24 protein-coding genes are annotated in these 23,985 nt (G+C 71.5%); 9 read left to right on the plus strand and 15 right to left on the minus strand.

The features are described 5' to 3' along the window. Positions 1–544: RcnB family protein (locus Q0W60_RS09160; RefSeq protein ID WP_297694776.1), on the plus strand; the 544-nt coding region annotated here is incomplete at its 5' end. 7 nt (positions 545–551) lie between these two features. On the opposite strand, the gene Q0W60_RS09165 is transcribed toward Q0W60_RS09160, so the two are convergent. From Q0W60_RS09165 to prfA, 7 genes are all read right to left on the minus strand, one after another. Next, positions 552–1,025, minus strand: a complete 474-nt coding sequence (locus Q0W60_RS09165) for a hypothetical protein (RefSeq protein WP_297694778.1) — start codon at positions 1,023–1,025, stop codon at positions 552–554. Positions 1,026–1,063: 38 nt separating this feature from the next. Continuing rightward, the gene (locus tag Q0W60_RS09170; RefSeq protein WP_297694849.1) at positions 1,064–1,543 is read right to left on the minus strand and encodes a Fur family transcriptional regulator; all 480 of its coding nucleotides are present in this window, start codon (positions 1,541–1,543) and stop codon (positions 1,064–1,066) included. A 59-nt stretch (positions 1,544–1,602) separates the two neighbouring features. Continuing rightward, on the minus strand, positions 1,603–2,529 hold the full coding sequence (locus Q0W60_RS09175; protein WP_297694780.1) for a DUF4167 domain-containing protein: 927 nt from the start codon (positions 2,527–2,529) through the stop codon (positions 1,603–1,605). Positions 2,530–2,768: 239 nt separating this feature from the next. Then, the gene (gene prmC / locus Q0W60_RS09180) at positions 2,769–3,638 is read right to left on the minus strand and encodes a peptide chain release factor N(5)-glutamine methyltransferase (RefSeq protein WP_297694782.1); all 870 of its coding nucleotides are present in this window, start codon (positions 3,636–3,638) and stop codon (positions 2,769–2,771) included. Next, the gene (locus Q0W60_RS09185; protein WP_297694784.1) at positions 3,635–4,420 is read right to left on the minus strand and encodes an MOSC domain-containing protein; all 786 of its coding nucleotides are present in this window, start codon (positions 4,418–4,420) and stop codon (positions 3,635–3,637) included. The genes prmC and Q0W60_RS09185 overlap by 4 nt, the downstream gene beginning before the upstream one ends. Before the next feature lie 43 nt (positions 4,421–4,463). Then, positions 4,464–6,932 carry a TonB-dependent receptor gene (locus tag Q0W60_RS09190; RefSeq protein ID WP_297694786.1) on the minus strand — a complete coding sequence of 823 codons (2,469 nt, stop codon included), beginning with the start codon at positions 6,930–6,932 and terminating at the stop codon, positions 4,464–4,466. Between the two features lie 112 nt (positions 6,933–7,044). Continuing rightward, a complete protein-coding gene (gene prfA, locus Q0W60_RS09195) occupies positions 7,045–8,121 on the minus strand; it encodes a peptide chain release factor 1 (RefSeq protein ID WP_297694788.1) in 1,077 nt (358 codons plus the stop codon). Positions 8,122–8,245: 124 nt separating this feature from the next. On the opposite strand from prfA, the gene Q0W60_RS09200 reads away from it, so the two are divergent. Then, positions 8,246–8,824 (plus strand): pyridoxamine 5'-phosphate oxidase family protein, encoded by a 579-nt coding sequence (locus Q0W60_RS09200; protein ID WP_297694790.1) that lies wholly within the window; start codon positions 8,246–8,248, stop codon positions 8,822–8,824. 70 nt (positions 8,825–8,894) lie between these two features. Then, complete coding sequence (locus Q0W60_RS09205) at positions 8,895–9,188, plus strand: hypothetical protein (RefSeq protein WP_297694792.1); 294 nt, start codon at positions 8,895–8,897, stop codon at positions 9,186–9,188. Positions 9,189–9,289: 101 nt separating this feature from the next. On the opposite strand, the gene Q0W60_RS09210 is transcribed toward Q0W60_RS09205, so the two are convergent. The 7 genes from Q0W60_RS09210 to Q0W60_RS09240 form a co-directional block, all read right to left on the minus strand. After that, on the minus strand, positions 9,290–9,583 hold the full coding sequence (locus Q0W60_RS09210) for a hypothetical protein (protein WP_297694794.1): 294 nt from the start codon (positions 9,581–9,583) through the stop codon (positions 9,290–9,292). A 69-nt stretch (positions 9,584–9,652) separates the two neighbouring features. Beyond that, positions 9,653–10,252, minus strand: a complete 600-nt coding sequence (locus Q0W60_RS09215) for a flavodoxin domain-containing protein (protein WP_297694796.1) — start codon at positions 10,250–10,252, stop codon at positions 9,653–9,655. A 90-nt stretch (positions 10,253–10,342) separates the two neighbouring features. Next, positions 10,343–11,494, minus strand: coding sequence for a flavodoxin-dependent (E)-4-hydroxy-3-methylbut-2-enyl-diphosphate synthase (gene ispG / locus Q0W60_RS09220; protein ID WP_297694798.1), 1,152 nt, complete (start codon positions 11,492–11,494; stop codon positions 10,343–10,345). A gap of 46 nt (positions 11,495–11,540) precedes the next feature. Beyond that, positions 11,541–12,737 (minus strand): helix-turn-helix domain-containing protein, encoded by a 1,197-nt coding sequence (locus Q0W60_RS09225; protein ID WP_297694800.1) that lies wholly within the window; start codon positions 12,735–12,737, stop codon positions 11,541–11,543. Between the two features lie 150 nt (positions 12,738–12,887). Beyond that, positions 12,888–15,152 (minus strand): phosphoenolpyruvate--protein phosphotransferase, encoded by a 2,265-nt coding sequence (ptsP, locus tag Q0W60_RS09230; RefSeq protein WP_297694802.1) that lies wholly within the window; start codon positions 15,150–15,152, stop codon positions 12,888–12,890. 184 nt (positions 15,153–15,336) lie between these two features. Beyond that, positions 15,337–15,534, minus strand: a complete 198-nt coding sequence (locus Q0W60_RS09235) for a GxxExxY protein (RefSeq protein WP_297694804.1) — start codon at positions 15,532–15,534, stop codon at positions 15,337–15,339. Positions 15,535–15,598: 64 nt separating this feature from the next. Further along, complete coding sequence (locus Q0W60_RS09240) at positions 15,599–16,081, minus strand: hypothetical protein (RefSeq protein WP_297694805.1); 483 nt, start codon at positions 16,079–16,081, stop codon at positions 15,599–15,601. A 33-nt stretch (positions 16,082–16,114) separates the two neighbouring features. On the opposite strand from Q0W60_RS09240, the gene Q0W60_RS09245 reads away from it, so the two are divergent. The 4 genes from Q0W60_RS09245 (at position 16,115) to Q0W60_RS09260 (ending at position 20,079) form a co-directional block, all read left to right on the plus strand. Further along, positions 16,115–17,842, plus strand: coding sequence for an alpha/beta fold hydrolase (locus Q0W60_RS09245; RefSeq protein WP_297694806.1), 1,728 nt, complete (start codon positions 16,115–16,117; stop codon positions 17,840–17,842). Between the two features lie 57 nt (positions 17,843–17,899). Then, complete coding sequence (locus Q0W60_RS09250; RefSeq protein ID WP_297694808.1) at positions 17,900–19,306, plus strand: MFS transporter; 1,407 nt, start codon at positions 17,900–17,902, stop codon at positions 19,304–19,306. A 138-nt stretch (positions 19,307–19,444) separates the two neighbouring features. Continuing rightward, positions 19,445–19,693, plus strand: a complete 249-nt coding sequence (locus tag Q0W60_RS09255) for a type II toxin-antitoxin system prevent-host-death family antitoxin (protein ID WP_297694810.1) — start codon at positions 19,445–19,447, stop codon at positions 19,691–19,693. Continuing rightward, positions 19,690–20,079, plus strand: a complete 390-nt coding sequence (locus Q0W60_RS09260; RefSeq protein WP_297694812.1) for a type II toxin-antitoxin system VapC family toxin — start codon at positions 19,690–19,692, stop codon at positions 20,077–20,079. The genes Q0W60_RS09255 and Q0W60_RS09260 overlap by 4 nt, the downstream gene beginning before the upstream one ends. 33 nt (positions 20,080–20,112) lie before the next feature. Here Q0W60_RS09260 and Q0W60_RS09265 read toward each other — a convergent pair whose 3' ends face one another. Continuing rightward, positions 20,113–21,378: an aspartate kinase gene (locus tag Q0W60_RS09265; RefSeq protein ID WP_297694814.1), complete on the minus strand. Its 1,266-nt coding sequence runs from the start codon at positions 21,376–21,378 to the stop codon at positions 20,113–20,115. A gap of 90 nt (positions 21,379–21,468) precedes the next feature. Between Q0W60_RS09265 and ubiG the strand changes: the two genes are divergently transcribed. Both ubiG and Q0W60_RS09275 read left to right on the plus strand, forming a co-directional pair. After that, the gene (gene ubiG, locus Q0W60_RS09270; protein ID WP_297694816.1) at positions 21,469–22,269 is read left to right on the plus strand and encodes a bifunctional 2-polyprenyl-6-hydroxyphenol methylase/3-demethylubiquinol 3-O-methyltransferase UbiG; all 801 of its coding nucleotides are present in this window, start codon (positions 21,469–21,471) and stop codon (positions 22,267–22,269) included. A gap of 54 nt (positions 22,270–22,323) precedes the next feature. Further along, positions 22,324–23,955, plus strand: coding sequence for a long-chain fatty acid--CoA ligase (locus tag Q0W60_RS09275; protein ID WP_297694818.1), 1,632 nt, complete (start codon positions 22,324–22,326; stop codon positions 23,953–23,955). Positions 23,956–23,985 lie beyond the last annotated feature (30 nt).

Here is a 23,985-nt window from a genome sequence, read left to right on the forward strand (position 1 = left end):
CCAGTGGCAGGGCGAGCGCGGCGGCCCCGCGCCGCAGTGGCGCGGCCGCCCTCCGGGGGGGCAGGCGCAGGTGGTTCGGCCGCAAGACGACCGCTGGCGCGGGGGCAGGCCCGGCGCCCAGGTGATCCCGAACCGGCCGCAGGGCGAGCGCTTCCGCGACGCGCGCCCGGGCCAGCGTTTCGACCAGCGCTCCGGCGCCGGCGACCGGCAGCGCTTCGTGCAGGAGCACGACCGCACCGGCTGGGACCACAACCGCCCCCACTGGAGCCAGAACCGCTATCCGCACGTGTTCCAGAGCCATCACCGGTTCCACCGGGGCCGGTTCTTCTGGCCGCGCGGCTTCGGGTTCAGGGCGTTCGCCTTCGGCGAGATCCTGCCGCCGATCTTCTGGACCAGCCCCGACTACCTGATCGAGGACTGGTGGGACTACGACCTGCCCTATCCGCCGCCCGGGTACGAATGGGTGCGCGCCGGCGACGACGCGCTGCTGGTCGACGAATACGACGGCCGCATCGTCCAGGTGATCCGCGAGATCTTCTGGTGAGCCGGGGTCAGTCGAGATAGCCCTTCGCCCGCAGCGCCGCGATGGAGCTGCGGGCGTCGGTGTGGTGGATGAAGACGCCGCCTTCCGCCTCCCAGAGGTGGCGGTAGCGGTCGCGGTCGTCGACCAGCACGTCGCCGGGATGGCGGTGCTCGTGCTTCACCGCCGCCATGGTGGTGATCACCGGCACGCCGGGGAAGTGGCGCTCCGCCCAGCGCCGCTTCTGCGGCTCGGCCCAGGTCCCGCGCGGCATGCCGGTCAGGATGATCGGGTTCTTGTGCTTGACCGCCTCGTAGAGCTCGTAGGCGTCGGGCATCGGCGCGAGGGTCTCGAAGAACCCCTCCGCCTGCGCCAGCTTGCGCCAGAACGCCCGCGCCCCGTGCGCCGCCTCGAAGGCCTGCGGCGGCATGCCCAGGATGGCCTTGGCGCCGGCGTCGAAGTCCGCCAGGACGCCGTCGCAATCGAGGAAGATCTGCCGGCGCATGGGATGCGCGAACGCGCCGCCGCCGCGGGGTTGGAGGCTCAATCGCGGCAGGCCGCGCACAGGCCGCGGGCTTCCAGCGTGATGCTGCGGACCGCGTAGCCGGCCGCCGCGGCCGCCGTGAGCTCGGCGCTGAACTCCGGCTCGAACTCCGCCGCCGCCCCGCAGCAGTCGCAGATCAGGAAGGCCGCGCGATGGTCCAGCCCGTCCAGCCGGCAGGGGACGTAGGCGTTCAGGCTCTCGATCCGGTGGGTGAAGCCGAGCCGCTCGAGGAAGTCCAGGGCGCGATAGACGGTGGGCGGCTTGGCCGGCTCGCCGGCCGCGCCGTACGCGGCGATCAGGTCATAGGCCTTCATCGGCTGGTCGGCCTCGAGCAGGAGCTCGAGCACGCGGCGGCGCGGCGCGGTGAGCCGCTCTTGGGTGTGCGCGCAGCGCGCCTCGGCTGCGCTCAGGGCCCGACGAAGCGCGGCGCCCTTCAGCCCGGGATGCTCCTGGTCGGCGTGACGACAGTCGGACACGATCTCACTCCGCGGCGAGCTAACCGCGAACGTAGTGTGGCGGCAACCGCCGGCCGCGCGGCTCAGGCCTCTTCCGCCTCGTTGGAGGCGCGGCCGCCGGGCTCGCCCTCGAAGTTGCGCGGCGCCCTGCGGCGGCGCGGGCGGCGGGCCGGGCCGCCGTCCTCATCGCCGTCGCGGCGGACGGGCGATTGCAGGAAGGCCGGCGCGTGGCTCTCGCCGCCTTCGGCGTCGCGCAGCACCGGCGAGCCGCGCTCCTCAGCCCCGCCGAGCGGAGCGGCCGCCTGGGGCTCGACCACCGCCAGCGGATCGCGCGCCTCGCCGCGCTCGCCGTCGCGACGCTCGTAGCGGTCGCGCCGCTCGTCGCGCGGGCGGTCATCCCGCGGCCGTTCATCCCGCGGCCGGTCGTCGCGAGGCCGCTCGTCGCGGGGGCGCTCGTCCCTGGGCCGATCGTCCCGCTCGCGGCGGTCGTCGCGCCAGCGGTCCCGGCGATCCCGGTCGCGGCCCCGATCGTCGCGCGGCCGCTCGTCCCTGGGCCGCTCGTCCCTGGGCCGCTCGTCGCGCGGCCGCTCGTCCCGCCAGCGTTCGCCGCGGGCTTCGGCGGCTTCCGCCTCGCCCTCGGCCGCCTCGTCGGCCGCCTCGGCCAGCGCCTGGGCGCCTTCGTCCTCGAAGTCGATGTCGTAGCCGGAGGCGAACTGGTCGCGGCCGAGGATCTCGGCGGCCGGGCGCTGGGGCTGAAGGGCGCGCAGCAGGCGGAAATAGTGCTCGGCGTGCTGCAGGTAGTTCTCGGCCAGCACCCGGTCGCCGGAGGCGTTCGCATCGCGCGCCAGCTGCTGGTACTTCTCGAATACGTGCTGGGCGTTGCCGCGGACCTTGATGCCCTCCGGCCCGTTGGAATCGAAGGCCCGATTGGCGTTCTGCTGCTGCGGCTTGCCGCCTCCACCACCGCGGTTACGTCCGCGCTGACGCTTCATACCCTTGAAATCTCTCATTATTCTGTAACCGTTTGGTTGGCTGCTCCCCAGGCGGCCTCGCGAGAGGTCGGCTGGCCTTCAGCGGGATCGGGCGGCGGCCCTGTCAATGGTGAAGACGCTAGTGTTCCCCGTCTTCCGCCCGGAAGCTCTTCAGCGAGAGGCTTTGTTAGAAGCGTCGCGCCTGCCGGGCGGTTCGCGTCCGACGGACGCTCGGGCCGCAAGCCGGCTTTGGGTGGAGACGCCCCTTAAGTAGCGAGTCAGGCTTGCCTTTCCAAGGGGTTTTTGGCGCCTGTGACGACGCGGTCGCGGTCGCCGAGGTCGCGAAGGGTGGTCAACGCCGCGGCCCCGGCCGCCCGGAACAGCGCCTCGACCGCCGTCTTCTGGTCGTAGCCGATCTCCACGGCGAAGCGGCCGCCGGGCTTCAGCACCCGCAGGATTTCAGGCGCGAGGATACGGTAGGCGGCGAGCCCGTCGGGGCCGCCGTCCAGCGCCAGCCGCGGCTCGTAGCGGCTGACCTCCGGCTCCAGGGTCGCGATGACATCCGAGGCGATGTAGGGCGGGTTGGCGACCACCAGGTCGAAGCTGTCGTCGGCAAGGCCCACCGCCCAGTCGCCGCGCATCAGGGCCAGCCGCCCCGCAAGCCCGAGGGCTGCGGCGTTGTCGCGGGCGACCGCCAGGGCCTCCTCGGAGACGTCCACGCCCAGGCCCTTGGCCGCCGGGCGCTCGGCGAGGATGGCCAGCAGGATCGCGCCGGACCCGACGCCCAGGTCCAGCACGTTCCACGCCGCATGCTCGGGGAAGCCCTTCAGCGCCGCATCGACGACGGTCTCGGTGTCGGGTCTCGGCGTCAGCACGTCGCCGTTCACCTGCAGCATGATCTTCCAGAAGCCCTTGCGGCCGAGGATGTGGCTGACCGGCTCGCGATGCTCGCGGCGCCCCAGATACTCGGCGAGTCGGCGCTCCTGCTCGGGGCTCAGCTCGCGGTGGGGATCGGTGACGATGTCGGCGCGGGTCGCCTCGCAGGCGGCCTCGACCAACAAGCGGGCGTCGATCACCGGCCCGGCCAGCCCGGCCCGCTCCAACCTCTGCTTGGCGCTCCGCCAGGCGGTGAGCAGGGTCAGGCTCATCCCGCGGCGACGGCCTCGTCCTGCGGCGCGGTGCAGGCGTCGCCCAGGCCCAGGCGGCCGGGCTTCGTCACCTGCACGTAGACGCCGCAGTGCATGTCCCCGAAGGCGTCGAACAGCGCCTTGGTGATCTCGACGTCCCGCTGCGCGGTGGCGGGGTTCACGTCGGGCGCGGCGCAGCGGACGATCGGCTTGAACACCTCGGCTTCGGCCCAGCCCAGCATCAGCTTGCGGCCGGTCCAGCCGTGCTCGGCCCAGGCGGGCCAGCCGTCCACGTAGAGGTTCGCCCGGAACCGCAGCGGATCGAGCTCCACGCCCATCCGCCGCGAGAGGTCGGCGACGCTCGCCAGGCTGACCACCGAGACCTGGCCCAGGGGATGGTCGGTGAACCGCCAGGTCTGCGGCGCGGCGAGCACGCTCAGCGGCCCTGGCGCATCCTCCCCCAGCACGCCGCTCAGCCAGGCGGCGAACGCGGCGCGCCCGGTCTCCTCCGCCAGCCGGCCGAAGAACGGCGCGGCGCCCGGCTCGGCCGCCTCCAGGTCGCCGGTCGCCTCGTGGTAGCGGGTGCGCACCGCGGCGACCCGCGGCAGCGAGGCGAGCACGGTGAACTTCTGCTTGGGGACGAACGCCGGCTGCGCCGCATCGAAGCCGCAGGGGCCGTTCTCCACCGCGTAGATGCGGTCGAACGGGAAGCCCCGGCCGGGCGCCAGATCGACGCTCTGCAGCGGCTCGGGCGTGAAGCCCTTCACGGGATGGCGGAAGATGCCCGCAAGGAGACCGGTCATGGGCGTCCCTAGCGCCTTGCCCTCCGGCGGCGCAAGCGCGGGCTCAGTCGAACACCTTGCGGAACGAGAGGCGCACGATGCGCCCGGCCGGATCGAGGATGTCCGGCTGGAAGGCCAGCGGCGTCGCTCCGCTCGCATCGCGCACCCGCTGGCGCGCACCGAACAGGTTGGCGACCGACAGCGTCAGGCGCGCGCCGTGCAGGATCGGATATTTCGCCACCAGCTCGCGCTCCTGGCCGAGGTCGGCGAACAGCCGCAGGTTCACCTTCGCCACGTCGGAGAAGGCGAGGTCGCCCACCGCCGAGCCGGCCTCGCCGCGGACGAAGGTGGAGCTCTTCCAGTCGGCGTTGAGCCGCACGCCCAGGCCCTTCCAGTAGACGCCGCCCTGCGCCTCTATCTCGTGGCGCGGTTGGGCGCCTGGCGAGCCGTGCAGCAGGTCGAAGATCGGGCCGCCCGGGCGCACCACCGTGCGATCCTCGAAGATCACCGTGTGATAGAGGCTGAACGTCACCCGTCCCGGCGGCGCGCGGCCGCCGAACGGACCTCCGAAACCGCCGCCGCGCCCGCCGCCGCGCCCGCCGACGCGTCCTCCGCCTGGCGCTCCGCCGAACGCGCGGGCGCCGTCGCCGCCCGCGCGGCGCGCGAAGTTGCGCGGCGGCGGCTGCGGCCCGATGGGGCGCGAGTAGTTGATCCCCCAGCGCAGGTCCGACTTGGTGAGCGAGGAGAAATTCACCGGCCGCTCGTCGACCTGCACGAGCGCGCCCGTCGCGTCGCGGACGAAGCGTCCCGGAAACGCCGCCTCGATCTCGGCGGTCACCGCCGGGAAGGTGGAGATCGCATTGTCCGTCCGGCTGATGACGTAGTTGGCCGAAAGCGTCAGGTCCTGGTCGAAGGCCGGCTTCCAGTTGAGACCGAGCTTGGTGACCTCGCGGTGGTCGCTGGAGAGCAGCGGATTGCCGCCGGTGACGCTGCGCACCAGGGCGGTCGTCCCGGTGACGAAGTCGAACATGCGCACGCCCGGAGTGACCAGCGTCGGCGCGCCGAGTTGCTGGAAGCTGGGCGCGGCCTCTTCCCGGGTGTGGGAGGCGATCACCGCCAGGCCGTCGAGCGGGCGCCAGTTGAGGCCGTAGCCGAGCGTGGTCACGCTGCCGAAGTCGGACAGCTGGTCGAGCGCGGCGTTGGCGTTGAGGTGCGCCTCGCCGAGCCAGGCCAGGACGCCGTTGCGGCGGCTGGCGATCGGCACATCGACACTGCCTTGGACGCTGAGGTCGTTGCGCGAGAAGGAGACGCTCTGCTGCAGGCCGGCGCGCAGGGCGTCGGAGGCGAACCAGCTCGCCGCATCGCCGACCTTGAGGCTGGTGAACACCGCGCCGGCGGGAAGCGAGACGCCGCTTCCGGCCACCAGGAAGTGCACGTTGAAGCCGTCGGAGAGGGAACGCGCCTCGTTGCGGGTCCGGTCGCCGACGCCCAGCGTCAGCACGCCCGGGTCGTCCGCGACCCCCACCGGCCCGAGCCCCACGGCGGCCGCGCCCACCTCGCTGTGGGTCAGGTTGTCGGAGTGGTCGTAGCCGCCGGTCAGCGACAGCCGCCACTTGCGGAGCTGGCCGTTCAGCGTGCCGCCCAGGTGCGCGGTCCAGGAGTCGGAGGTCTGCCGCAGGGGGTCGCCCTGCGCCTCGCCGCGCGGCAGGCCCTGCAGGGAGTCCGAGTGGGTGGCCCCAAGGGTCGCGTTGAAGCTCGCGCTGATCGGGCCGTAGACGCGCGCAAAGACGGCGTTGGCGTCCAACTGCCGGGTGGAGGGCGACAGCGTGCGGAAGCGGCCGTCCTCGCCCGCGGTCAGCGGAACGACATCGCGCTCGGCCTCGGTCAGCGCCGTCTGGACCTGCGCCTTCAGGTCCAGGTTCAGCCGATTGTCGCCGCGGATGCGCGCCTGGTCGAGCTCGCCCTGGCCGAGCGCCTGGCCGCCCTCGGTCGGCGCGCCCGCCTGCCCCTCGGCCGTCCAGGCGCGGAAGACGGGCCGCAGCACGATGTTCACGACCCGCTGGTTCGCGGCGTAGCCGTACTTCAGCGCCGCCTCCTCGGGCAGGATGTCGACCCGCAGGATGGCTTCGGCGGGGATGTTGCGGATCTCTCCGAAGCCGGAGATGCGGCGGCCGTTCAGCAGCACCACCGGGGCTTCGCCTCCGCGCCCGCGGTCGCTGCGGATCTGCGGCGCGAGCTCGTCGAGCAGCTCGGTCACGCTGCTCACGCCGTAGGACTGGATCTCCTCCGGGCTGATCTGCAGCTCGGGCTTGATGTCGCCCATCACCGCCCCAGGCTGCGTCGGCTCACCGCCGGTGATCACCAGCTCCGAGACCGTATTCCTTTTCGGCGGCGGATCCGCCCTCGCCGCATGCGCCGGGCTGGCGGGTGCGGTCTGGGCGTGCAAGCCGAGAGGCCCGCAGGCCACGAGCAGCCCGAGCGCGCAGGTCGCCGCGCGCCGCTCCACCCGGCGTCTGCTGATCCTCGCTGCCATCGCCCGATTCTGGCCCGCGTCCCCCAGGAGCACATGGCCGAGCTTCGCGCCGAAAGATGGGCGGAGTTTTGCGCGTCCGTCACGCGGCCGAGATGCGCCCGGCCGCGAGCCGTTACGCCAGCTCCTCCTCCAGGGCGGCGAGCCGGGCCGCCTGGTCCTCGGCGATCAGCGGATCGATCACGTCGTCGAGCGCCTCGCCCTCCAGCACCTTGGGCAGGTTGTAGAGCGTCAGGTTGATCCGGTGGTCGGTCACCCGCCCTTGCGGGAAGTTGTAGGTGCGGATGCGCTCCGAGCGGTCTCCGGAGCCCACCTGGGCCTTGCGGTTCTCGGCGCGGGCCGAGTCCGCCGCCGCGCGCTGCTGCTCGTAGAGCCTGGCCTGCAGCACCTTCATGGCGCGCGCCCGGTTCTGGTGCTGCGACTTCTCCGACGAGGTCACCACGATGCCGCTGGGCAGGTGGGTGATGCGCACGGCGGAATCGGTCTTGTTGACGTGCTGCCCGCCCGCGCCGGATGAGCGATAGGTGTCGATCCGCAGGTCCTGGTCGCGGATCTCGATGTCCACGTCCTCCGGCTCCGGCAGCACCGCCACCGTGGCGGCGGAGGTGTGGATGCGCCCCTGCGCCTCCGTCTCCGGCACCCGCTGGACGCGGTGCACGCCGCTCTCGAACTTCAGCCGGCCGAACACGCCGTCGCCGGTGATCGAGGCGATGATCTCCTTGTAGCCGCCCATTTCGCCCTCGGAGGCGCTCTCGACCTCCACCCGCCAGCCTCGGGATTGGGCGTAGCGCTGGTACATGCGGAACAGGTCGCCTGCGAACAGCGCCGCCTCGTCGCCGCCGGTGCCGGCGCGCACCTCCAGGATCGCCGAGGCGTTCTCGTCGCGGTCCTTGGGCGCGAGCAGCAGCGCCACCTGATGCTCGAGCTCCGGCAGCTTGTCCCTGAGCTGGATCAGCTCGCCGCCGGCCAGCTCGGCCATGTCCGCGTCCCCCGAGGCGGCCATCTCCTCGAGTTCCGGCAGTTCAGCGCGGGCGCGCTCCAGGTTCTGCACCGCCTCGGCGACCGGCCGCAGCTCCGCGTGCTCCTTGGAAAGCCGGACGATCTCGTTTCCGTCGGTGGCCGCGGCCATCCGCGCCTCCACCTCGCGGAAGCGGTCGAGCACCTGGTCGAGCCGGGCCTGGGGAAGTCGCAAGGTCGATCACGTCCGGTTGGAAGGATCGCTTCTCTAGCCTCAGCCGCGGGCGGCGCCAAACGCGCCTTTCCGCGCGGGCCGGAAGGTGCTGCGCTTGCCTTCGCACAGGGCCAGGAGGCGGCGCATGTACCACGAGGGCAATCGGCGGCTTCAGGACGCCTTCGGCAGCCGCGCGCTCGCCGACCGCCTCGAAGAGAAGCTGCGCCGCGACCGGTTCAACGCGGACGACGCCGCGTTCGTCGCCGGCCTCGGCTTCTTCTTCCTGGCCACGGCCGATGCGCATGGCCGGCCCGACTGCTCCTTCAAGGGCGGCCCGCCCGGGTTCGTCCGCATCGCCCGCCCGGACCTCATCGTTTTCCCCGATTACGACGGCAACGGCATGTTCAAGAGTCTCGGCAACATCGCCGTCAACCCGCACGTCGGCCTGCTGTTCATCGCCATGGGCGAGGCGCCGAAGCGGCTGCGCGTGAACGGCCGGGCCGAGGTGGTGCGCGACGACCCGCTGATCGCGCAGATCCCGGGCGCCCAGCTCCTGGTCAAGGTGACGCCTTTCGACATCTTCCCGAACTGCCCGCGCTACGTTCCGAACCTCAAGCTCGAGGCGGCCTCGCCCTATCTGCCGGAGGCGGGAATCCCGCCGCTCGAGCCCAAATGGAAGAGCTACGAGATGTTCGCCGACGTGGTCCCGCCGCGGCGGCGGTGAAGCGCCGCCGTCGGAACGCGGCCTCCGCTCCGGGTGTTACGGCGCAGGTGACACCCAAGGAGATTCACAAATGGCGACTGAACGAGTGACGGAGCACCCGGACGGCTCGACCGATCGGGTGGTCGAGCGGGACAGCGGCACGACCGTCGTCGAGCGCGGAGGCTCTGGCGTCGGCGGCGTGATCATCGGCATCGCGGTGCTGGCCCTGGTGGCGATCGTGGCCTTCTTCCTGCTGTCGGCGAACCGCAACGACAGCCTGCGCACGAGCGCGGTGACCGGCGCGGCGCACAGCGTCTCGGGGGCGGCCGACAGCGTCGGCCATGCCGCCGACAGCGCGGCCGGCAGCGTCAATCCGAACAAGTGACCGCGGCGCGGTCATCGCGGCCCTGAGCCGGGATGCAGCTCACGGAAAAGGCCCGCTCCGTCGCCGGGGCGGGCCTTTCACCGTTCCGGACGGCTTGACGCCTAGACGCGCTCGCCGGTGAGCGGGGCGTTGCCGAACATGCCGAGCTTGACGTTGCCGTTCATCTTGTCGCCGTCGACGGTGGCGGTGAACTCGAGCGTCATCGGCATCGGCTGGGTGATGTTGGCGCTCCAGGTGAGGGTGTTGCCGTCCACCTTCCCGCTGACTTCCTGCTTGCCCATCTGGCCCTCGGTGGTGCCGGTGAAGGTGTCGCCGCTGGTCTTGATGTTGGCGTTCACCGTCTGCGCCCCCATCGGCGTGTTGATGGTGATCTTCCAGTTGCCGTCCGCAGACATGGGCATCTCCCGTTGTGGCGAGCGTCACCTAACCGCGGTTGCCGGGCCGGCGCAAGAGTGACGGCGGCGTCATCTTCCATCGCTCTCTTTTCGAGTCAGCGTCGCCGACCGCTGGGGTCTCTCTCCCCCGCCTGGCGCCGCCATGGCGGCGAAATCGAGAACGAAGGCCCGCACGGCGTCGTAGTCGGTGAGGTCGTAGTCGCGCGAAGTCTCCGTCTCTCGGCCGCGCCGGGCGGCGATGTGCTTGATGGCCAGCCGCTTGAAGAAATCGTACTGGGAATAGCGGATCGCGCCGGCTGCCTGCAGGACCCGGCGGGGCGTCCACCCTGTCTCGTGCTCGAAGCGGGCCAGAGACTGCTCCAGGCCCTCCCAATCGTCGGGGTTCTCGCCCGCCGCAGAGAGCGACACCGAGATGAAGGCGTTGGGCTTGTCGTCAAGCTCGGCGGCATGGGCCTGGGCGAAGCGCGTCAAGGTGGGTTGATACCGCGCGACGTGCAGCGAGCCAGCCAGCACGAGTCCGTCGTAGGCGCTGAGGCGCATGTCCGATCCGTCAGTGCTGACCTCCTCGACGGTCGCGGTGTGGCCCGCCTCGCGAAGCGCGCGGGCGGCGAACTGGCAGATTTCGCGGGTGTGCCCTTCGGTCGTGCCGAAGACGATCAGGATCCGCATCGGAAATTCCTTCCGTCGGAAAACTGACGAGAGGCGCACTAAGGTGCACAGCCCGGGCCTGCGCTGGGTCGCGGCCCTTAGGAAGGCAGGCTACTCCGCCGCGAGGGCCGCCGGCTTCGCCGCCTCGATCTCGCGGGCCTTGGCTTCCACCAGCTCGACGATGTGGTCGACCATCCGGTCGTTGTCCATCTTGTGGTCGGGCTTGCCGGCCAGGTAGACCATGCCGGCGCCCTTGCCGCCGCCGGTGAAGCCCACGTCGGTCATCAGCGCCTCGCCCGGGCCGTTCACCACGCAACCGATGATCGAGAGGCTCATCGGCGTTGAGATGTGCGCCAGCCGCGCCTCCAGCGTGGCCACCGTCTCGATCACGTTGAACCCCTGCCGGGCGCAGGACGGGCAGGCGATGATGTTCACGCCGCGGTGCCTGAGGCCGAGCGCCTTCAGCATGTCGAAGCCGACCTTGATCTCCTCGACCGGGTCGGCCGCCAGCGAGACGCGGATGGTGTCGCCGATGCCGGCCCACAGCAGCGAGCCCATGCCGATCGATGACTTCACGGTTCCGACGCGGGTTCCGCCCGCCTCGGTGACGCCCAGGTGCAGCGGGCAGTCGATGGCCTCGGCGAGCAGCTGGTAGGCCGCCACGGTCATGAACACGTCGGAGGCCTTCACGCTGATCTTGAACTCGTGGAAGTCGTGGTCCTGCAGGATGCGGGCGTGCGACAGCGCGCTCTCCACCATCGCCTCGGGACAGGGCTCGCCGTAGCGCTCCAGGAGATCGCGCTCGAGCGAGCCGGCGTTGACGCCGATCCGCATCGAGCAGCCGTGGTCGCGAGCGGCCTGGATCACCTCGCGCACCCGCTGGGACGAGCCGATGTTGCCGGGATTGATCCGCAGGCACGCGGCGCCCGCCTCGGCCGCCTCGATGGCGCGCCGGTAGTGGAAGTGGATGTCGGCCACCAGCGGGACCTTGGCGGCCTTGGCGATGGCCTTGAAGGCGGCGGTGGAGTCCTCGTCGGGGCAGGACACGCGGACGATGTCGGCGCCCGCCGCCTCGAGCCGGCGGATCTGATCGATGGTCGCGCCCGCATCGGCGGTCAGCGTGTTGGTCATCGACTGCACGGTGATCGGAGCGTCGCCCCCCACCTCGACGTTCCCGACCCGGATCTTGCGCGACGGCCGCCGCTGGATGGCGCGCCATGGGCGGTGGTGGGCGGGATCGGCAGTGCGGACGGGGGCGGTCATGGCGGCGCGAAAATAGGCGCTTTTCCGGCCGACCCCAAGCGTGGCGCTAGGTCGGCGGCAGCTCGGAGTCGGCGGGCGGCCGCACTTTCGCGGGGCCGGCCGGCTTGGCCGCGGCCGGTTTCGCCGCGCTGGCCGGCTTCGCGGCCCTGTGCGCGCCGGAGGCGACCGCCTTCGCGGCGGCGTCGGCCCTGAGCGCCGGCGGCCTGGGGGCAAGGGCGGCGGCCTGGGCGGTCTTGGCCGGCGCGGGCGCCACGCCCAGCAGCTTGGCGACCGGCGTCAGCGGCGCCGGCAGCACGCCCTTCGACTGCCCGCCGACGAAGGCCTGGAAGGCCTCGGGCTCGGAGACGTCGACGGTCAGGCCGCCCAGCTGCGGGATGCGATAGGCCTCGCCGGGCGCCAGCTGGCGGGCGAAATAGACCGAGCCGTCGGCGCCGTGGATCACCAGCAGCGCCGGCTTCAGGGCCTGCAGGACCACGGTCGCCGGCTGCCCCTTGGGCGCGCCGTAGATCGCGCCTTGCGGCGTGAAGGTCGCCGGCAGGGTCAGGTCCACGGCGGCGTTCGATGGGGCGGCGGCGGCGGCGGCCGCCGCGGCGGGATCGAGCAGGGTGCCGTCCTGCTTCCTCGCCTTCTCGATGCCGGGCGTCACGTAGGGCGGCGGCGTGGTGGATTCGACCGGGGCCGGCAGCGGCGCGCCGAGCATCACGGGACCGGATTTGACCTGCGCCAGCGCCTTTTCGGCGACCGTCTCCGAGGCGGTCGGCGGCGGCGGCGCGGTCTCGGTCATGATCCGCTGGACGACGTTCCAGGCGACGATGGCGGCCACGATCACGCAGGCCGCCGCGATGAACAGGCCCACCCGAGGATCGCGCTCTTCGCTGACGCCGATCGGCGCGGCGAGCGGCTCGTCCAGCACCGGCTCCTCGGCCTTGAACCGCTCGGCGGCGACGTCGGGATCGAGGTCGAGCGCCTGGGCGTAGGCGCGGATGTAGCCGATCACGAACGGCCGCGAGGGCAGGGCCTCCAGGCGCATCTGCTCCAGCGCCGCCAGGAAGCTCGCCCGCACGCGCGTGTGTTCCGCCAGGTCCTCGAGCGTCAGCCCGCGATGCTCGCGGACCCGCCGCAGCGCCTCGCCGATGTCGGCGCCGGAGTGCAGGTCGGGGGCGGGGGCCGGCGGCGAGCCGGCCGGGGCCGGGTCGTGCGCGTGCAGCGGAAGATCGGAGAGGCCGCCGGTGTCGAGCGCCATGGCTGTCAACACTCCGATGCGGCCGTCGCGCCGACAGGAGCGCGGCGGACCAATGCCCCGAGACTCGCGCGAGTTCTTGGATTGGTCCCCGCGTACCACGCGCCCCGGTGGCGCTCAATGCGGTCTTCGGTCACGTGATTCGTCCAAGCCTCAGATCGCCAAGTAGATTTTGCGCGCCAGCGTTTCGATTTCGTTGCGCACCGAGCCAGCGCTGCTTTTGAGCAACGCGGAGACCCCGCGGCGGGCTGCTTCGCGGTCGCAGGAGAGCACCATCTGCTTCACCGGCCCGACCCCGGCGGGGGGCATCGAGAGCGCCTCGAAGCCCAGCGAGACGAGGACGAAGGCCTCCAGCGGCCGGCCCGCCATCTCGCCGCAGACGCTGACCGGCGTGCCGGTCTCGGCGCAGGCCCGCTGGATCTGCTCGAGCGCGCGCAGCGCCGGCGGCGATAAGGGGTCGTAGCGCTCGGAGACCCGCGGGTTGCCGCGGTCGGCGGCGAACAGGTACTGCATCAGGTCATTGGTCCCGACCGAGACGAAGTCGGTCATCGGCAGCAGCGCGTCGAGGTGCCAGATCAGCGAGGGCGCCTCGATCATCGCGCCCACGTCGAGGCGCGACGGCGGCAGGCGGCCGCGGCGCTGCGCCCAGGCGACCTCGGTGTCGACCAGCGCCCGGGCGGCGCGGAATTCGTCGACGCTGGCGACCAGCGGGAACATCACCCGAAGCGGCCGGCCGCGGGCGGCGGTGATCAGCGCGCGCAGCTGCAGCCTGAGCAGCGCCGGCCGGTCGAGCCCCATGCGGATCGCCCGCCAGCCGAGCGCAGGATTGTCCTCCCGCTCGGCTTCCAGGTAGGGCAGCACCTTGTCGCCGCCGAGGTCGAGGGTGCGGAAGGTGACCGGCAGGTCGCCGGCCGCGTCCATCACCCGGCCGTAGAGCTGGGCCTGCGCCTCCAGCCGCGGCATCTCCTCGGCGACCATGAACTGGAACTCGGTGCGGAACAGGCCGATGCCCTCCGCGCCGGTCTCGCCCAGGATGTCGAGGTCGACCTCGAGGCCGGCGTTCATCAGGATGGTGATCTTGCCGCCGTCGCGGGTGAAGGCCGGGGTCTCGCGCAGCTTGGCGAACTCGGCGCGGCGCTGCGCGCGCACGTCGATGCGGGCATGGATCGCCTTCACCACGTCCGCCCGGGGCCGCAGGTAGGCCTCGCCGGTCTCGGCGTCGACGATCACCGGGTCGCCTTCGGAGACCCGGTCGCGCAGGCCGGCCAGCCGCCCGACGCACGGGATGTCCAGCGCGCGGGCGACGATCGTGGCGTGGCTCGCCGCCGAGCCCTCCTCGAGCAGCAGGCCGCGCAGCTTGGTGCGGTCGTATTCCAGGAGGTCGGCCGGTCCCAGGTTGCGGGCGATCAGGACCGCATTGTCCGGCAGCTCGCGCGCCATGTGGCCGTCGCCGGAAAGGTGCCGCAGCAGCCGGTCGTTGAGGTCCTCCAGGTCGTGCAGCCGCTCGCGCAGGTACGGGTCGCGGGCCTGCCCGAGCCGCGCCCGGTGCTCGGAGCGGACCCGCTCGACGGCCGCCTCGGCGGTCAGCCCGTTGCGGACCGCATCCTCCAGGCTGCGGTTCCAGCCGCGGTCGTGGGCGAACATGCGATAGGTCTCGAGCACCTCGAAAGGCGCCTCGACGAGGCCCGCCTGGCCCTCCAGCATCTGGTCGATCTGCGCCTGCAGCGCCGCGACGCCGGTCTTCAGCCGCGCTTCCTCCGCGACCACGTCGTCGGCCAGGAGCTGCGAGGGGGCGACCGGCGGCTCGTGCAGCACCGCCACGCCGTAGGCGAGCCCCTCCGAGAATCGCAGGCCCTTCACCCGCTCCGGCCGGTGCGGCGCGATCTCGACGCCCTTGAGCTCGTCCTGGCTGATCAGCTCGCCCGAGGCGACCATCTCGGCCAGCACCATGGCGACGATCTGCAGGTCCTCGACCTCGTCGTCGGTATAGACGCGCTCGGTCCGGTTCTGGACCACCAGCACGCCGATCGCCCGGCCGCCGCGCAGCAGCGGCACGCCCATGAACGCGTGGTAGGGATCCTCGCCGGTCTCCGGACGGTAGGAGAAGGCCGGGTGCTCGGGAGCGTCGGCCAGGTTGAGCGGCCGGCCCGCGCGCATGATCTCGCCCACCAGGCCCTCGCCGGGCTTCATGCGGGTGACGTGCACCGCCTTCGGTTCCAGGCCTTCCGAGGCGAACAGCTCCATCTCGCCGCCGGCGCGGCGCATGTAGAGCGAGCAGACCTCGGCCACCATCGAGCGGGCGATGATGCGCACCACCGCGTTGAGCCGCGCCTGGGCCGGCCCGCCCGAGGCGAGCGCCTCGCGGATCTGCTTGAGCAGGCTCCGCTGGCCGCGGATCGCAACGCCCGGAACCGCCATCTGCCCTAGGCCCTCGAGCCTCCCTCTCAACCTCGGCGCGCTCCTAGCAGCATTACGTGTCGCCACGGAGACGGAAAGACTTTGCTTGCGGCGATTGGCGCATCTGCCCGCCGATCAGGCGCCCGACGCTTAGGTAGGCGCTCCCGCGCCCGGCAAAAGGCGCAGCTTGGGCTTTTCTGCGGCGCTAGTTGGGCTGGGAAGCGTCGGTGAAAGGAACCGCGGAAAACGCGGACGACACGGAAGGGGTGAGCGCGAAGCGCTCGATTTCGACGCGGGGACTTGCGCCGAAGTTCACGAGCAACCCCACTTCCAGTCCGGTCGCACGCAAATAGTTGACCACCTGCGCCCGGTGCTCGGGCGAGATGGCGCGCTGCGCCTTCAACGTTCTTCCGCGCCTTTCCGCGTTTTCCGCGGTTCTCTTCCGACGCGGGAGTCGCGCCCTGGGCTCAGGACGGAGCGTGGGCGCGTTCGTCGGAGAGGGTTTGCGCGAGCGCTTCGTCCGGCGGCGTGATCTCGGCGTAGTCCAGCTCAGCGCGGATGCGGCTTGTGTCGATCACCAGCGGGTAGCTGAGGTCCAGGCCGTCCAGCGCGCCGCGGAGCGGTGGCGGGACGTCCTCGCGCGCGGCGTGCCGCAGCTTGCCCCGCCAGCCGATCGCCCCTGCAAAGCGCTCGGCCCAGGCGGCGTGGTCCGGCGTCTCGGCCGGGCCGGCGTTGTAGGTCCGTCCCGTCGCGCCCGGATGCACCGCCGCCAGCGCCAGGGCGTGCGCCACGTCGCCCACATATCCATAGGTCGACCGCCAGCCAGCCCACTTGGCGTCCACCTCGATCGCAGGCTTGCCGGCCAGCATCGGCCCGATCGCCCAGCCGAAGCGCCGGCGCGGGAGAGTAGGATCAGTCCCAAGCTTGAGCGCAAGCCGGTTCCGGCCCATCGTGCGCCTCGGGGCAACATCGGGGGACCGGCCATGCGCAGGTGGGGCTTCTTCGCGCTCGGACTCGTGCTGATCGTCGCGGGCAGCCTGCTCGCCCACGCGGTCCAGACCTCGGGCGGGGTCAGGGTCGAGGACGTCCGCTTCCCGGGCGCGACGGGGATCACCCAGAGCGCGCTGCTCTACGTGCCGCCCTCGGCCACGCCGCAGCATCCGGCGCCGGCGGTGCTGCTGAGCCACGGCTACATCAACACCCGCGAGATGCAGTCGCCGTTCGCCATCGAGCTGTCGCGGCGCGGCTTCGTCGTGCTCTCGATGGACATGACCGGCCACGGCTATTCCGAGGGCGCGGTCTTCCTGCCGCGCGACCTGGGCGGCCCGGCGGCGCTGGCCTACCTGCGCAGCCTGCCGTTCGTCGACAAGGCCAACATCGGCCTGGAGGGCCACTCCATGGGCGGCGTGCCGATCAGCACCGCGGCCGCCGCCATGCCCGACGGCTACAAGGCGATTGTCTTCGAGGGCTCGACCCCGGCCTTCCTGGGCGCGGCCGCGCCGCCTGCCTTCCACGACCTCGAGGTCGTGGAAGGCCAGTTCGACGAGTTCGCCCAGCTGATGTGGGGCGTCCCGAAAGGCTCGCTGGTGCCCGCCGCGCCCAAGACGGCCAAGGTCTTCGGCGTGACCGGCCCGGTGGTCGTGGGCCGCACCTACGGCTCGCTGGCCGACGGCTCGGCCCGGCGGCTGCTCAACCCCCCCGTCACCCATCCCTGGGAGCACTTCTCGCGCGCCGGTGTGGGCGGCGCCGTCGACTGGTTCCAGATGACGCTCGCAGGCGCAGCCCATCCGCTCCCGCCGAACGACCAGATCTGGCTCTGGAAGGAGATCGGCACGGCCGCGGGCTTCGTGGGGCTCATCGTGCTCCTGATCGGGACCTTCGAGGTGCTGATCGCGCTGCCGGCCTTCGCGGGCCTCGCCCAGCCGATGACGCCGGCGGCCGAGCGGCGCGGCTGGAAGTGGTGGCTGGCCTTTGTCCTCACCGCCGCCATTCCGGCGCTCACCTATTATCCGTTCATGAAGTGGGGCCAGCTGTTCATCCCCATGCGGCTGTTCCCGCAGTACATCCAGAACCAGCTCATCGTCTGGGCGGTGCTCAACGCCCTGGTCACCCTGGTCCTCAGCTTGCTGATTCGCGGCGGCCGGCCGTCCTTCACCCACCGCTGGGCGGCCGCGGTCGCCATCTCGGCGATCACCGTGGCGGTGGGCTACGCCTCGCTGGCGATCGTCGATGCGCTTTGGCACGTGGACTACCGCTTCTGGGTGCTCGGCCTGAAGCCGCTCGATCCGCGCCACGCGCTGATGGCCATCCCCTACTTCGTGCTCTGGGCGATTGCGTTGCTGATCTCGCTCCGGGCGCTGGCGGCAAACCTGGCGGTCAGGGGCGAGGGCTTCCTCTTCCAGACGGGCGCCTGGAAGCTCGCCATGTGCCTGGGGTTCGTGGCGCTGCTGATCTACGAGTACGCGACGCTGTTCTCGACTGGGCTCTTGGCGACGCCGAGCGAGCCGCTCAACACCATCGTGGCCATCCAGTTCGTGCCGCTGCTGGCCTGCATCGGGGCGATCGCGGCGGTCACCTACCGGCGGACCAACTCCTACGTCCCCGGCGCTATGATCTGCGCGGCCCTGCTCGCCTGGTATGTGACCGCGGGCACGGCGACGCACTGGGCGCCGGGGTTCAAGTCGCCGCTCGCCGCAGCCGCGCGCCGCTAGAAGCCGCGCTTGCCGGCGCCTATCTGAGGGGCCTTCCATCAGGAGCGAGGACGGCGCGTGGCGGTCGAGCTTGCCCAAGACGGTCCGCGCACCTGGGGCGACCTCCTGGCCGGGGGTCGCCTGCCGCGGTTCGCCCTGATCTGCCTGGGCGTGTGGCTGAATGCGGCCGACAGCCTCGTCACCTCGACCATCATGCCGAGCGTCGGGCGCGAGCTCGGCGGGCTCTCCTATTTCAGCTGGGCGACGGCCGGCTATCTGGTGGGCGCCATCCTCGCCGGGGCCAGCGCCGGCCGGCTTTCGGAGATCTTCGGCCTGCGCCGGGCCACCACGCTGGCGGGCCTCGTCATGGTGGCCGGCTGCCTGATGAGCGCGGCCGCGCCGGACGTGGGCGTGTTCCTCGCCGGGCGGCTGATCCAGGGCCTCGGCTCCGGCTGGATCTCGGGCTTCGCCATGGTGGCGATCGCGCTGCTCTTTCCCGAGCGGCACCTGGCGCGGGTGTTCGCCTCGGTCTCCGGCGTCTGGGGGATCGCCACCCTGATCGGTCCCCTGATCGGCGGCGTCTTCGCCATCGGCGGCCACTGGCGCGAGGTCTTCTGGTTCTTCGCCATCCAATCGCTGGCCTTCAGCGCCGCCGCTCCGGTCCTGCTGCGCGGCGCCGCGCGCGCCGTGGGCGGTCCGGGCATCCCCTGGCGGCAGCTCGGCGCGTTGGGCTTGGGCGTGGGCGCCGTCGCCCTGGCCGACCTCATGCGCAGCCCGGCGCTGGCGGCGGGCTTCATCGTCCTGGGCGTCGCCCTGCTGGGGCTCCTCCTGTGGATCGACGCCAGGGCGGGGGTCCGGCTCCTGCCGCATCGCGCGGGCGACCTCTCCACCGTCTGCGGCTCCGGCTATGCGGCGATGTTCCTGCTCACCGCCGCCTCCATGGGGTTCGCCATCTACATTCCGCCGATCATGCAGACGCTGGCCGGCATGAGCCCGCTCTGGGCCGGCTATCTGATCGGCGCCGAGTCGCTCGCCTGGACGCTGGCCGCCTTCCAGGTGGCGAATGCGGCCGGGGCCTGGGACGCCCGCTGGGTGCGGATCGGCGCGCTCAGCGTGCCCGCGAGCCTCATCCTGCTCAGCTGGGCGACGCCGGCGGTCTCGATCCTGTGGATCGCGCTCGGCGGCGCGCTGCTGGGGGCGGCCTTCGGCTGGTCGTGGAGTCTGATGAGCCGTCGCCTGCTCGCCGCGCTTGCGGACGAGGACCGGGCGATCGGCTCCTCGGCGATCACCGCCGTCCGCCAGACCGGCGCCGCCGTCGGCGCGGCGATCTCAGGCGCGGCGGCCAACCTCGCCGGATTCTCGAACGGGCTGACGCAGGCCAGCGCAAGGGGCTCCGCCCTGTGGGTCTTCGCGTCGGTGATCCCCCTGGGCCTGGCCGGGGTTTGGGCCGCCTTCAGGCTGACCGGACGGGCGGAGCGGGCGTGATGGAGCACGACATCCGCATTCTCGCCCCCGGGCGACTCCCGTGGACGTCGAGGCGCCCTTTCGCCGCCGCGGGACGACGCGGGCTTGCGAGGTCGGCACGACTGAACTAAGTCTAACGGACTAAACTAAGGAAGATCGATGGCGCCCCGCACCGTCAACATTCATGAAGCCAAGACGCACCTGTCACGGCTGGTCGATCGTGCGGCCGGCGGTGAGCCGTTCATCATCGCCAAGGCCGGCAAGCCCCTGGTCAAGGTTGTTCCAGTGGACGCCCCCGCTGCGCCGGTCCGCAAACGCATGGGCTTCCTGGCCGGGCAGATCAGCGTGCCCGATGATTTCGACACGATGGGCGCGGCAGAGATTGATCGCCTGTTCAACAACCGATGAAGCTCCTGCTCGATACGCACCTGCTCCTCTGGGCCGCCGCCGCAACCACTCAGCGGATGTCGCGGGAAGCCGTTTCCCTGATTTCCGATGAGGGGAACGAATTGCTCTTCAGCGCCGCGAGCATCTGGGAAGTGGCGATCAAATCGGGTCTGGGCCGTCCGGATTTCAGGTCAGACCCGCATGTGCTCCGGCGGGCCCTGCTGGACAACGGGTATGGCGAAGTCGGGATCACCGGCGCCCACGCCGCTGCGGTTTCTCGACTACCGCCGATCCATCGCGATCCATTCGATCGGATGCTCGTGGCGCAAGCGATTAGCGAAGGTTACATCCTGCTCACCAGCGACCGCACGGTCGCGGACTACGGCCCGCCGGCGCAGTCAGTCTGAGACACGATCCACCTCGCGACGCCGGCGCTGCAGCTACAGCTTGTCCAGGCCGTAGGCCGCGTGCAGCGCCCGCACCGCGAGCTCGGTGTAGGCCGCATCGATCAGGACGCTGATCTTGATCTCCGAGGTGGAGATCACCTGGATGTTGACGCCCTTCTCGGCAAGCGCGCCGAACATGGTCTTGGCGACGCCCGCGTGGCTGCGCATGCCGACCCCGATCACCGAGACCTTGGCGACGTCTTCGTCGACGGTCGCGCCCTGGAAACCGATCTTCTGCTGGACCTGGCGGACGATCTCCATCGCGCGCGCGGCGTCGCGCTTGCCGACCGTGAACTCCATGTTGGCGGTGTCGGCCCGCCGCGAATGGCTCTGGACGATCATGTCGACGTTGACGTTGGCGTCGGCGAGCGCGCCGAAGATCTCGGAGGAGACCCCCGGATGGTCGGGAAGGCCGAAGAGGCTGATCTTCGCCTCGTCGCGGCTGTAGGCGACGCCGCTCACGATCCGCTTTTCCACGATCTCCTCCTCGTCGCAGACGATGGTCCCCGCGCTCTCTCCGCCGTCGGCCGCGGCCTTGCCGGGCTCGACGAAGCTGGACAGCACCCGGACCGGCACATGGTAGGCCATGGCGAGCTCGACCGAGCGGGTCTGCAGCACCTTGGCGCCCAGCGAGGCCATCTCCAGCATCTCCTCGTAGGAGACCTTGGCGAGCTTCTTCGCCTTCGCCTCGATCCGCGGATCGGTGGTGTAGACGCCGTCCACGTCGGTGTAGATGTCGCAGCGCTCGGCGTTCAGCGCCGCGGCCACCGCCACCGCCGAGGTGTCGGAGCCGCCGCGGCCCAGCGTCGCCAGGCGGCCGTCGCGGGTCACGCCCTGGAAGCCGGCCACCACCGCCACCTCGCCGCTGTCGATGGCGCCGCCCAGCTTCTCCGGCGGGATGTCCTCTATGCGCGAGCGGCCGTGGGCGTCGTCGGCGATGATCGGGATCTGCCAGCCCAGCCAGGACCGGGCGCGCACCCCCATGTTGCGCAGCGTCATCGCCAGCAATCCGGCCGTCACTTGCTCGCCGGAGGCCACCACCACGTCGTACTCGTCGTCGGAGGTTGGGAGCCCCTGTCCCGCCGCCCCCGCGCCGTCGGTCCAGGCCACCAGCTCGTTGGTCTTGCCGGCCATGGCCGAGACCACCACCGCCACCTGGTGGCCGGCCTCCACCTCGCGGCCCACCAGGCGCGCGACGCGGCGGATGCGCTCCAGGTCCGCGACCGACGTCCCGCCGAATTTCATCACCAGCCGGGACACCCGCGCCGAACCCCCTCGCCATAACGGAAAGCGCGCCGTTCTAACGGCCAGCGTGCTGCGCTGCAACGCGCCATCGGCTATGGAGAAACCATGACCTACGCCACCTCCTCCGTCGATCCGGCCGAAGTCGAGCGGTTCTCGCGCATCGCCGCGGAGTGGTGGGACCCGAACGGCCGGTTCGCGCCGCTGCACCGGTTCAACCCCGTGCGGCTCGGCTTCATCCGCGATCAGGCGCTCGATTGTTTCGCCCGCGATCCGGCGGCGCGGCGGCCGTTCACGGGGCTGCGGCTGCTGGACATCGGCTGCGGCGGCGGCCTGCTCGCCGAGCCCATGACGCGGCTGGGATTCCAGGTCAGCGGCGTCGACGCCTCGGAACGCAACATCGGCACGGCCGCCGCGCACGCCGCCGAGCAGGGGCTCGCGATCGACTACCGCGTCTCCACGGCCGAAGCGCTGCTCGCCGCCGGCGAGCCGCCGTTCGACGTGATCCTCAACATGGAGGTGGTCGAGCACGTCGCCGATCCCGGCGCCTACCTCAGGACCTGCGCCAGGCTGCTGAAGCCCGGCGGGCTGATGATCGTGGCCACCCTCAACCGGACATTGAAGGCCTTCGCCCTGGCCAAGGTCGGGGCCGAGTACGTGCTGCGCTGGCTTCCGGCCGGCACGCACCGCTGGTCGAAGTTCCTGAAGCCCGAAGAGATCCGCGGCTTCCTCGAGGGCGAACCGGTGGTCGTCGAGGGCCCCTTCGGCGTCGTCTTCGACCCGCTCTCCGGCCGCTGGAAACAGAGCCTCGACGCGGACGTGAACTACATGATGACCATCGTCCGCGACGCGCCGAAACCGCGCTCGTCCCGGCCCAGGCGGGCGCCCAGGTCCAAGGCCGATGATTGATAGGCTTTGCGCGCCGCCCTACGCTTGCTGAACGATGATAAGGAGGCGCCCCCCATGCAGGGCCTGATGATGGACTGGCCGCTGACGCTGCCGTCGATCCTGGAGCATGCGGCGCTCTACCACCCCGAGCGCGAGGTGGTGGCGCGCACCGTCGAGGGCCCGATCCACCGCTACGGCTACGCCGAGGCGCTGGCGCGCACCAAACGGCTCGCCAACGCCCTGCTGGCGTTGGGCGTCAAGCCCGGCGATCGGGTGGCGACGCTTGCCTGGTCGACCCACCGCCACTTCGAGCTCTACTTCGCCGCCACCGGCATCGGGGCGGTGCTGCACACGATCAACCCGCGCCTGCATCCGGACCAGGTGGCCTGGGTCGCCAACCACGCGGAGGACACCGTCCTCCTGTTCGACATCACCTTCGCGGGCCTGGCGGCCGAGACGGCCCCGAAGATGCAGACCGTGAAGACCCTGGTGGCGCTCACCGAGCGCGCGCACCTGCCGGCGGACGCGCCGGCCGGAACCCTGGTCTACGAGGAGCTGCTCGCCAAGGCTTCGCCGGACCTCGCGTGGCCGAGCCTCGACGAGAACGCCGCCTGCGGCCTCTGCTACACCTCCGGCACCACGGGCAATCCGAAGGGCGTGCTCTATTCGCACCGCTCGACTGTGCTGCACGCGCTGGCCTGCGGCCTGCCCGACAACTTCGACTTCTCGGCGGCGGACGTGATCATGCCCTGCGCCCAGATGTACCACGCCAACGCCTGGGGCACGCCTTACGCCGCCCCCCTGGTGGGCGCGAAGCTGGTGCTGCCGGGCCGCGCGCTGGACGGCCGGTCGGTGGCCGAGCTGATCGAGACGGAGGCCGTCACCTTCGTGCTCGGGGTGCCGACCATCTGGGTGGGCGTGGCCGAGCACCTGGAGCAGGCCGGCAAGACGCTGAACTCCGTCAAGACCATCGCCATCGGCGGCTCGGCGCCCACCGCCGCCCTGATCGAGCGCATCGAGGGCCGGCTGGGCGGCAAGGTGCAGCAGATCTGGGGCATGACCGAGACCAGTCCGCTGGGCGTCATCAACAAGCCGCTGCCGCAGCATGCGGGCGAGGACGCGGCCGCCTCGCTCCAGCGCAAGCTGAAGCAGGGACGGGGCCTCTGGGGCGTCGAGCTGCGCGTCGTCGACGAGGCGGGCGAGCTCCTGCCGCGCGACGGCAAGAGCGCCGGCCGGCTGCAGGTCAAGGGGCCCTGGGTGGCCTCGGCCTACTTCAAGCACGACGGGGCCGCCTCGTTCACCGACGACGGCTGGTTCGACACCGGCGACATCGCCACCATCGATCCTGAGGGCTACCTGCGCCTCACGGATCGCGCGAAGGACGTGATCAAGTCGGGCGGCGAGTGGATATCCACCCTCGATCTGGAGGACGCGGTCTGCTCGCATCCCGCCGTCGCCATGGCCGCCGCGGTCGGCATGCCGCATCCGAAGTGGGACGAGCGGCCGCTCCTGCTGGTGACGCTCCGGGCCGGCCAGAGCGCCGATCCCGAGGCGCTGAAACGCCATGTCGCCGAGCGGGTCGCCAAGTGGTGGGTCCCCGACGAGGTCCGCATCGTCGAAGAGCTGCCGATCGGGCCGACCGGCAAGGTGCTGAAGCGCGAGCTGCGTGACCGGCTGGCCACAGCCCGGCCGGTTCCGGCCGAGTGAGAACAAGCTGAGCCGAACCGCCCTTCCAAT

This window comes from Phenylobacterium sp. (assembly GCF_025934275.1).
Lineage (GTDB): Bacteria > Pseudomonadota > Alphaproteobacteria > Caulobacterales > Caulobacteraceae > Phenylobacterium.

Excerpts from the sequence above, each read along its gene's own strand:
- Q0W60_RS09165 (WP_297694778.1), bottom strand. The coding sequence starts at position 1,025 with ATGCGCCGGCAGATCTTCCTCGATTGCGACGGCGTCCTGGCGGACTTC.
- Q0W60_RS09175 (WP_297694780.1), bottom strand. The coding sequence starts at position 2,529 with ATGAGAGATTTCAAGGGTATGAAGCGTCAGCGCGGACGTAACCGCGGT.
- prmC (WP_297694782.1), bottom strand. The coding sequence starts at position 3,638 with ATGAGCCTGACCCTGCTCACCGCCTGGCGGAGCGCCAAGCAGAGGTTG.
- Q0W60_RS09185 (WP_297694784.1), bottom strand. The coding sequence starts at position 4,420 with ATGACCGGTCTCCTTGCGGGCATCTTCCGCCATCCCGTGAAGGGCTTC.
- Q0W60_RS09190 (WP_297694786.1), bottom strand. The coding sequence starts at position 6,932 with ATGGCAGCGAGGATCAGCAGACGCCGGGTGGAGCGGCGCGCGGCGACC.
- Q0W60_RS09200 (WP_297694790.1), top strand. The coding sequence starts at position 8,246 with ATGTACCACGAGGGCAATCGGCGGCTTCAGGACGCCTTCGGCAGCCGC.
- Q0W60_RS09205 (WP_297694792.1), top strand. The coding sequence starts at position 8,895 with ATGGCGACTGAACGAGTGACGGAGCACCCGGACGGCTCGACCGATCGG.
- Q0W60_RS09210 (WP_297694794.1), bottom strand. The coding sequence starts at position 9,583 with ATGTCTGCGGACGGCAACTGGAAGATCACCATCAACACGCCGATGGGG.
- Q0W60_RS09215 (WP_297694796.1), bottom strand. The coding sequence starts at position 10,252 with ATGCGGATCCTGATCGTCTTCGGCACGACCGAAGGGCACACCCGCGAA.
- ispG (WP_297694798.1), bottom strand. The coding sequence starts at position 11,494 with ATGACCGCCCCCGTCCGCACTGCCGATCCCGCCCACCACCGCCCATGG.
- Q0W60_RS09225 (WP_297694800.1), bottom strand. The coding sequence starts at position 12,737 with ATGGCGCTCGACACCGGCGGCCTCTCCGATCTTCCGCTGCACGCGCAC.
- ptsP (WP_297694802.1), bottom strand. The coding sequence starts at position 15,152 with ATGGCGGTTCCGGGCGTTGCGATCCGCGGCCAGCGGAGCCTGCTCAAG.
- Q0W60_RS09240 (WP_297694805.1), bottom strand. The coding sequence starts at position 16,081 with ATGGGCCGGAACCGGCTTGCGCTCAAGCTTGGGACTGATCCTACTCTC.
- Q0W60_RS09245 (WP_297694806.1), top strand. The coding sequence starts at position 16,115 with ATGCGCAGGTGGGGCTTCTTCGCGCTCGGACTCGTGCTGATCGTCGCG.
- Q0W60_RS09255 (WP_297694810.1), top strand. The coding sequence starts at position 19,445 with ATGGCGCCCCGCACCGTCAACATTCATGAAGCCAAGACGCACCTGTCA.
- Q0W60_RS09260 (WP_297694812.1), top strand. The coding sequence starts at position 19,690 with ATGAAGCTCCTGCTCGATACGCACCTGCTCCTCTGGGCCGCCGCCGCA.
- ubiG (WP_297694816.1), top strand. The coding sequence starts at position 21,469 with ATGACCTACGCCACCTCCTCCGTCGATCCGGCCGAAGTCGAGCGGTTC.
- Q0W60_RS09275 (WP_297694818.1), top strand. The coding sequence starts at position 22,324 with ATGCAGGGCCTGATGATGGACTGGCCGCTGACGCTGCCGTCGATCCTG.